The 8385-nt window shown below is 73.4% G+C and carries 7 protein-coding genes and 1 tRNA gene; 4 read left to right on the top strand and 4 right to left on the bottom strand.

Annotation, left to right across the window (positions count from 1 at the left end; translation table 11 throughout):
* Both E1285_RS41000 and E1285_RS40995 read right to left on the bottom strand, forming a co-directional pair.
* A partial coding sequence (locus E1285_RS41000) for a GTP-binding protein (protein ID WP_243723409.1) occupies positions 1 to 465 on the bottom strand: 465 nt, incomplete at its 3' end.
* Positions 466 to 674: 209 nt separating this feature from the next.
* The gene (locus tag E1285_RS40995; protein WP_132160005.1) at positions 675 to 1247 is read right to left on the bottom strand and encodes a MarR family transcriptional regulator; all 573 of its coding nucleotides are present in this window, start codon (positions 1245 to 1247) and stop codon (positions 675 to 677) included.
* Positions 1248 to 1340: 93 nt separating this feature from the next.
* On the opposite strand from E1285_RS40995, the gene E1285_RS40990 reads away from it, so the two are divergent.
* Entirely contained in the window at positions 1341 to 2771 is a 1431-nt protein-coding gene (locus E1285_RS40990) for an MFS transporter (RefSeq protein WP_132160003.1), read from the top strand.
* Positions 2772 to 2936: 165 nt separating this feature from the next.
* Positions 2937 to 4820, top strand: a complete 1884-nt coding sequence (locus E1285_RS40985) for a propionyl-CoA synthetase (RefSeq protein WP_132160001.1) — start codon at positions 2937 to 2939, stop codon at positions 4818 to 4820.
* A 19-nt stretch (positions 4821 to 4839) separates the two neighbouring features.
* Here the strand turns inward: E1285_RS40985 and E1285_RS40980 are convergent, their stop codons facing one another.
* Together E1285_RS40980 and selD are read right to left on the bottom strand one after the other, a co-directional pair.
* The gene (locus E1285_RS40980; protein WP_132159999.1) at positions 4840 to 5109 is read right to left on the bottom strand and encodes a GlsB/YeaQ/YmgE family stress response membrane protein; all 270 of its coding nucleotides are present in this window, start codon (positions 5107 to 5109) and stop codon (positions 4840 to 4842) included.
* 84 nt (positions 5110 to 5193) lie between these two features.
* Positions 5194 to 6186 carry a selenide, water dikinase SelD gene (selD, locus tag E1285_RS40975; RefSeq protein WP_243723408.1) on the bottom strand — a complete coding sequence of 331 codons (993 nt, stop codon included), beginning with the start codon at positions 6184 to 6186 and terminating at the stop codon, positions 5194 to 5196.
* 174 nt (positions 6187 to 6360) lie between these two features.
* On the opposite strand from selD, the gene E1285_RS40970 reads away from it, so the two are divergent.
* Positions 6361 to 8256 (top strand): AMP-dependent synthetase/ligase, encoded by a 1896-nt coding sequence (locus E1285_RS40970; protein WP_132159997.1) that lies wholly within the window; start codon positions 6361 to 6363, stop codon positions 8254 to 8256.
* A 10-nt stretch (positions 8257 to 8266) separates the two neighbouring features.
* A tRNA-Sec gene (locus tag E1285_RS40965) sits at positions 8267 to 8359 on the top strand.
* The last annotated feature ends 26 nt before the right edge of the window (positions 8360 to 8385 follow it).

Genomic DNA, 8385 nt, shown 5'->3' with positions numbered 1-8385 from the left:
GACGGGGAGGCGGGCGGCGAGCCGGTCCAGCGCGGCGGCCAGGTCGTCCAGCCCGCCGCCGGTGGCGGAGCTGACGGCGACCGCCTCGACGCCGCGCAGCGCGGTCCCGGCGAGCCGGTCGCGGGCCTGGCGCAGCGCGAGTTTCGGGTCGGCGGCGTCGGCCTTGGTGACGGCGAGGACGCCGAACCGGACGCCGAGCGCGCCGAGGGCCTCCAGGTGCTCCGCCGTCTGCGGCATCCAGCCCTCGTCGGCGGCGACGGCCAGCAGCACGGCGGGGGCGGGCGCGGCGCCCGCGAGCATGGCCGGGACGGAACGCTCGTCGCCGGGGGCGTCCACGAACGCCACGCGCCGTCCGGAGGGCAGCTCCGTCCACGCGCCCGGCTCCTCGGGCTCCTTGCCGGTGAGGGCACGCACGAGCGCCGACTTGCCGTGCCCGCCGTGGCCGGCGGTGGCGACGACCTGCATCAGCGTCCCTCCCGGGGCGGGACGCGCAGGGCCGCGCGGCGGCACGCCGTGCGGGGGAGAACATCGAGGGGATGGTGCAGACGAAGGTCCACGAAAGGTAACCCTAGGGACGCCCGGGCTCGACGCAAAACCCGACCCGGCCCACAGCCCGGCCTGGAAACTCTCACTGATCTCACGTAAACCACAAACGAGGAGAAATCGTCATCGGTTCAGCTCCGGCCGGACCCGGCATTGCCGGGCCGCGCCTGCACACCGGCACCGGCATCGGCACCGGAGCCCGCGCCGGAGTCGGAGCCGGAGCCCGCGGCGTCGAGGTGGGATCCGAAGTCGTCGACCATCCGGTTCACGAGCCCGGCCAGCCGCTCGCGGTCGGCGGGCGACCACGCGGCGAGGGCCTCGGAGATCCAGCGCCGGCCGGACGCGCGGATGCTCTCGACCGCCTCCAGCCCGGATCCGCTGAGCCGGACCCGCTGGCACCGCCGGTCGTCGGGGTCGGGCACCCGCTCGACGTACCCGGCCCGCTCCAGCCGCTGCACCTGCCGCGTGACGTGCGGCGCCTCCACCGCCAGCCGGGCGGCCAGCTCCCCCGGGCGCATCGGGCCGCCGTTCGCGGCGAGGGCGCGCAGCAGCGGGACGGCCGCCCGGTCGACCGGGACGCCCGCGGCGACGACGACCGTGCGGTCGTGCTGCCTGAACCGGGTCAGCATGTGCGCCACCCGGCTGATCGCGTGCTCGATCTCCACGACGTCGTCCGGCGAGTCCGGCGGCACCGGTGATGACATGGCACTCACCCTACCGCCCACCATTACTTAACTTAAGTAACGGTAAGATCGCCTTTCGGCCGGCTCCCCTCGACCGGCCGATGGAGGTTGCGCATGACCGGCGCCCCTACCACGGCGCGCGAGACGCCCGGACGCCCGGCCGCGGAGAACGGCCGCACCGGCCGCACGCTGCTGGCCCTGGCGTTCGCCGGGATGACGGTGGCGGTGCAGCAGACCCTGGTGCTCCCGCTGCTGCCCCAGCTCATGACCCGGTTCGACGCCCCGATCACCGACGTGACGTGGGTGTTCACCGCGTCCCTGCTGGCCGGTGCGGTCGCCACCCCGCTGCTGACGCGGTTCGGCGACATGTACGGCAAGAAGCGGATGATCCTGCTCGCCCTCGCCCTGCTGATGGCCGGTTCGGTGGTGTGCGCGCTGTCCGGCTCGCTCGTCGTGCTGATCGCAGGGCGCGCCCTGCAGGGCGTCTCGGCCGCGATGATCCCGCTGGCCATCGGCATGATCAGGGACACCTTCCCGCGCGAGAAGGTGACCACGGCGATCGGCGTCGTCAGCGCCACCATGGGCGCCGGCGGCAGCGCCGGCATGATCGTGACCGGGCTGATCGCCGACCGCACCGACAGCTACCGGCCGGTGTTCTGGATCGCCGCCGCCATGGCCGCCGCCGGGCTGGCGCTCGTCGCGGCCGCCGCCCGGGACGTGGGCGTCCGCGCCGGCGGCCGGCCCGACTACCCGGGCGTGGCCCTCCTCGCCGGCTGGCTGATCTGCCTGCTGCTCGGCATCAGCCAGGGCAACACGTGGGGCTGGACGTCCGGGGGCGTCCTCGGGCTGTTCGGGGCCGCCGCCGCGCTCTGCGCCACCTGGATCGTGGTCGAGCGGCGCGTCCGCGCCCCGCTGGTGCGGCTGAACCTGCTGTTCGGCCCGCGGTCGCTGTCGGCCAACGTCGTCTCGGCCCTGCTCGGCTTCTCGATGTTCGCGGCGTTCACGCTGATCGCGGGCTTCGTGCAGGCGAGCCCGGACGAGGTCGGGTACGGGCTCGACGGCTCGGTCCTGGACGTCGGGCTCTACATGCTGCCGAACACGGTCACGATGCTGGCCTTCTCCTTCAGCGCCGGCCGGATCGCCGCCCGGATCGGCCCCGCCTTCACGCTGGCCATCGGGTCGGCGTTCGCGGGGCTGTGCTACGTGTGGCTGGCGGTGTCCAACTCGCACGCCTACGACATGCTCGCGTTCAGCTCCATCCAGGGCGTCGGGTTCGGCATCGCGTACGCGGCGCTCGGCACGCTCGCCATCCAGCACGTCCCGATGGACCAGAGCGGCATCGCCAGCGGCATCAACTCGCTCGTGCGCACCACCGGCGGCAGCATCGCCGGCGCGGCCACCGCGTCCGTGCTCGCCGGGCACGTCATCGCCGGAACCGACATCCCCGCCCTCGGCGCGTACGAGCTGTGCTTCTGGGTCGTCGCCGCGGCCTCGGGGGTGGCCGCGGTCATCGCCGTCGTCCACGGCCTGCGCCACTCCGACTGACCCCCGTTCCGGCGGGGTCCTGTCCAGAAAGCCGCGGCGCGGGGCCTTGACGAATCGCGTCCGGGCCATGCCCTATAGGGATGCGGCCCGAATCGCAGTCCGGGCCGAAATCGCCCCCAGGGCCGGATCGTAACCGGGTCAGGAACCCGCAACCGGGAGGACGACATGGGCGCCTACGCGGCCGCGTACGAACGCAGCATCGCCGATCCGACCCGGTTCTGGGGCCTGGCGGCTCGGGACGTGCGCTGGCTCGTCCCGCCGGACCGGGTGCTGGACGACGGAGCGCCGCCGTTCTACCGCTGGTTCACCGGCGGGGAGCTGAACACCTGCGACAACGCGCTGGACCGGCATGTCGAGGAGGGTCGCGGCGACCAGCCGGCGCTGATCTACGACAGCCCCGTCACCGAGACCGTGCGGACCTACACCTACGGCGAGCTGACCGATCTCGTCGCGCGGTTCGCCGGGGCGCTGCGCGCCCAGGGCGTCGACCGCGGCGACCGGGTGGTCATCTACCTGCCGATGGTGCCCGAGGCGGTCGTGGCGATGCTGGCGTGCGCGCGGCTCGGCGCGGTGCACTCGGTCGTCTTCGGCGGGTTCGCGGCGCGCGAGCTGGCCGTCCGCATCGACGACGCCCGGCCCAAGGCGGTCGTGTCGGCGTCCTGCGGCGTCGAGGCGGGCCGGATCGTCCCCTACAAGCCGCTGCTCGACCAGGCCCTGGAGCTGGCCAAGCACAAGGTCGACCGGTGCGTGATCCGCCAGCGCGAGCAGCTGCACGCGGACCTCGTCCGGCCGCGCGACGTCGAATGGGACGAGGCGGTCGCGGCCGCCGCGCCCGCCGAGTGCGTGCCCGTCGCCGCCACCGACCCGCTCTACATCCTGTACACGTCCGGGACGACCGGGCGGCCGAAGGGCGTCGTCCGCGACAACGGCGGGCACGCGGTCGCGCTGCGCTGGTCGATGGAGAACGTGTTCGGCGTGGGGCCGGGCGACGTGTTCTGGGCCGCGTCCGACGTGGGATGGGTCGTCGGGCACTCCTACATCGTGTACGCGCCGCTGCTCACCGGCTGCACGACCGTCCTGTACGAGGGCAAGCCCGTGGGGACGCCCGACGCGGGCGCGTTCTGGCGCGTCGCGGCGCAGCACCGGGTCAAGGCGCTGTTCACCGCGCCGACCGCGATCCGCGCCGTCAAGAAGGAGGACCCGGAGGGCGCGCTGCTCGCCGGCCACGACCTGTCGGCGCTGGACACGCTGTTCCTCGCCGGGGAGCGCCTCGACCCCGACACCTACCGGTGGGCGTCGCGCGTCCTGGACCGCCCGGTCATCGACCACTGGTGGCAGACCGAGACCGGCTGGCCCATCGTGGCGAACCTGCGCGGGCTGGAGCCCATGGCGGTCAAAGCCGGGTCCCCGTCGGTGCCGGTCCCCGGGTACGACGTCCGGATCCTCGCCCCCGACGGTTCGCCCGCCCCGCCGGGGGCGGACGGCGACATCGCGATCCGGCTGCCGCTGCCGCCCGGCACGCTGCCCACGCTGTGGCAGGACGACGAGCGGTTCGTCGAGTCGTACCTGACCCGCTTCCCCGGGCACTACCTGACCGGCGACGGCGGGCACATCGACGAGGACGGCTACGTGTGGGTGATGGGCCGCACCGACGACGTGATCAACGTGGCGGGGCACCGGCTGTCCACCGGGACGATGGAGGAGGTCATCGCGTCCCACCCGGCCGTCGCCGAATGCGCGGTCATCGGCGTCCAGGACTCCCTGAAGGGGCAGGTCCCGCGCGGGCTGGTGGTGCTCAAGAGCGGCGTCCTGGCCGAGCCGGAGGAGCTGTGCCCGGAACTGGTCCAGATGGTGCGCGACCAGGTCGGTCCCGTCGCCTCCCTCAAGGAGGTCACCGTCGTCCCGGGGCTGCCGAAGACCCGCTCGGGCAAGATCCTGCGGGGCGTGATGCGGGGCATCGCCGACGGGCAGGAGGTCACCGTCCCGTCCACGATCGAGGACCCCGGCGTTCTGGACACGCTGCGTCCCGTGCTGCGGAAGCCGACGTAGGGCGATCCGCCGTGGCCCGCTAGGAGCGGGTCCGCTTGGGCCAGCACGCCGCCACCAGGAAGACGCCGACCGCGGCGAGCACGAGCTGGAAGATCGTCTCCCAGAGGCTCCAGCCGCCTTCCGTCAGGCCGAACAGCTGGGCCAGGCCCGTCCCGGCGAACGCCGCGACGATGCCGGCCGCGATGGTGAGCCAGACCGGCATGCTCTCCCTGCCGGGCGCGACCAGCCGGCCCAGCACCCCGACGGCCGCGCCGAGGACGGCGGCCGCGGCGAGCCCGCCGATGGTCATGTGCGTTCCCCGGTCACGGCGGTCCCCTACCCGTGTCGTGGTCGGCGACACCGGCACGGCGCCGCGCGGGAGGCCGGCGCGGGGTCAGCGGACGAGGAGCGTGCGGCGGCCCGGGGCGATCAGCTCGCCGATGACGGGCGCACCGGGGATCTCACCGGCGATCAGCAGGCCGCCGGAGGTCTGCGCGTCGGCCAGCAGCAGCCGCTCCTCCTCGGCGATCCGGCGGAAGTCGGAGTGCGGGGACACCCACGACAGGTTGCGCCGCGTTCCGCCGGGGACGAAGCCGTCCCGCACCGCGGCCCGCGCGCCGTCCAGATACGGGACGGCGGAGGCGTTCACGACGGCCGTGACGCCGCTCGCCCGCGCCATCTTGTAGAGGTGGCCGAGCAGCCCGAACCCGGTGACGTCGGTCGCGCCGGTGACACCGCGTTCCAGTGCGGCCAGCCCCGCGTCCGCGTTGAGCGCCGTCATCGTCTCGACCGCGTGCGGGAACACCTCCCCGGTCGCCTTGTGGCGGGCGTTGAGCACCCCGATGCCGAGCGGCTTGGTCAGCGACAGCGGGACGCCGGGGCGCGCGCCGTCCAGGCGCAGCAGCCGGTCCGGGTCGGCGACGCCGGTCACGGCGAGGCCGTACTTGGGCTCGGGGTCGTCGACGCTGTGCCCGCCGGCGATCGGGCAGCCCGCGAGCGCCGCGACGTCCCGGCCGCCGCGCATCACCTCGCGGGCCAGTTCGGCGGGCAGCGCGTCGCGGGGCCAGCCGAGCAGGTTGAGGGCCATCAGCGGCTCGCCGCCGATCGCGTAGACGTCCGAGAGGGCGTTGGCGGCGGCGATGCGCCCCCAGTCGTAGGCGTCGTCGACGACGGGGGTGGAGAAGTCGGCGGTGGACACCACCGCCCGGCCGCCCTTGATCCGCAGCACGGCCGCGTCGTCGCCGTCGGGACCGCCCAGCAGGAGCGCCTCGCCCCCGCCGGTGAGGCCGGTCACCACCCGTTCCAGCTCCGCCGCGGGGATCTTGGACGCGCAGCCGCCGCCGTGCGCGTACTGCGTGAGGCGGGCGACGGGGGCGAGGGGGGTCACCGGAAGATTTAACACACAACTAACCCAAATGATCAAGAAACGGACAGTACGGGGGCGGTCACCGAGGGCCGAGATCGCGCCCCGACCAGCCCGGAAATCCCGGAAACACTTGTCCGAACGATGTTCGGCATGGTGCGATTCGAGTCTGCAAGTCATCACTTACTAAGGGGCGACATGGGGATCCAGGAAGAACCGGCCGAGCGGAGCTCGTCGATTGGTCGGCGGCGGGCGGGGGCTGGAGGACGGGAGACCGAACTCGGCAAGGCCCTTGCGGGACAGACGATCTGCACCAGCCTCGCCGGCACCGCCGAGCGGCACGGCGACCTGCCGGCCTACTCCGACCGCGGTGACGGCGGCTGGAGGACGCTGACATGGGCCGAGACCCGCACCCGGGCACTGGAGACGGCGGCGGGCTTCGCCGCCCTGGGCCTCGAGCCGGGCGACGTGGTCGCGCTGATGATGCCGAACCGGTCCGAGCACATCCTGGCCGACCTCGGCGCCGTCCACGCGGGCGGAACGCCCACCACCGTGTACGCCACGCTCGCACCCGACCAGGTCGCCTTCGTCGCCGGGCACTGCGCGGCCAAGTACGCCGTCCTCAACGGCAAGGACCAGCTCGACCGCTGGCAGCCCGTCCTCGACCAGCTTCCCCACCTCCGCAAGATCATCGTGGTGGAGGCGGACGACTGCCCGGCCGGCGACCGGTACCTCACCTGGGACGCCTTCACCGAGCTCGGCCGCAAGGAACTCGCCGCCGACCCCGGCGCCATCGACCGCCGCTGGCAGGCGGTCAAGCCCGGCGACACCGTCACCCTCCTGTACACCTCCGGCACCACGGGCGACCCCAAGGGCGTCCTGATCACGCACTCGATGGTGCTGCACGAGGCCGCGATGGTGAAGCGCAGCTCGGTCCTGCCCGACCACCCGTCCGGCGTCTCCTACCTGCCGTTCGCCCACATCGCCGACCGCGTGCTCAGCTACTACCTGCCGGTCCGGCTCGCCTCCCACATCCACTTCTGCCCGGACCCGGCCCAGCTCACCGGCGTCCTCGGCGAGGTGCGCCCGCACTCCTTCTTCGGCGTCCCCCGCGTCTGGGAGAAGATCATGGCCGGCATCCAGGCCGTCCTGTCCGCCGAGCAGGACGAGGCGAAGAAGCAGGCCGTCGCCGCCGCCCTCGACGCCGGCCGCGCCTACGTGACCGCGCAGGAGTTCGGCAACACGCTCACCCCCGAGGTCACCGAGGCCTTCGAGAAGGCGAACGCGGCGGTCCTCACCCCCATGCGCGCCATGCTGGGCCTGGACCGCGTCCTCCAGGCGTCCAGCGCCGCCGCTCCGCTGCCCGTCGAGGTCGCCCGCTTCTTCGCCGGCCTCGGCCTGAAGATCTTCGACGCCTACGGGATGACGGAGACCACCGGCGCCATCACCGCCAACCTGGCGGACTCCTTCAAGCTCGGCACCGTCGGCCGCCCCTTCGAGGGCGTCGAGCTGAAACTCGCCGACGACGGCGAGATCATGGTCCGCGGCGCCACCTGCACCCCCGGCTACCTGCACCGCCCGGACGCGACCGCCGAACTCATCGACTCCGGCGGCTGGGTCCGCACCGGCGACGTCGGCCGCCTGGACGCCGACGGCTTCCTCACCGTCGTCGACCGCAAGAAGGAGCTCATCATCACCGCCGGCGGCGAGAACATCGCCCCGTCCCTGATCGAGAACCACCTCAAGGAGCACCCGCTCATCGGCCAGGCCCTCGCCTTCGGCGACCGCCGCCCCTACGTCGTCGCCCTCATCACCCTCGACGGCGAGGTCGCCCCCGTCTGGGCGGCCGCCCACGGCATCGACACCACCGACCTCGCCGCCCTGGCCGACAACCCCCTCGTCCTCGACGAGGTCGCCAAGGCCGTCGAGGACGCCAACGCCCGCCTGGCCCGCGTCCAGCAGGTCAAGAAGTGGCGCCTGCTCCCCGCCGAATGGACCGCCGAGAGCGAGGAGCTCACCCCGACGCTCAAGCTCAAGCGCCGGGTCGTCCACACCAAGTACTCCGCGTCCATCGACGACCTCTACACCGGCTAAGATCACCGGCGGAGGCGTGTGAGCGCCTGGTGGCCTCCCCGGCCTTCAAAGCCGATGGTCCCGAGGATCTCGGGACGGCGGGTTCGATTCCCGTACGCCTCCGCCGCGGACCGCCTAACCCCCGCAGAC

The organism is Actinomadura sp. 7K507 (assembly GCF_004348425.1).
GTDB lineage: Bacteria > Actinomycetota > Actinomycetes > Streptosporangiales > Streptosporangiaceae > Spirillospora.
Note: the sequence above shows the minus strand (reverse complement) of the source record. Positions and strands in the feature narration are given on the sequence as shown.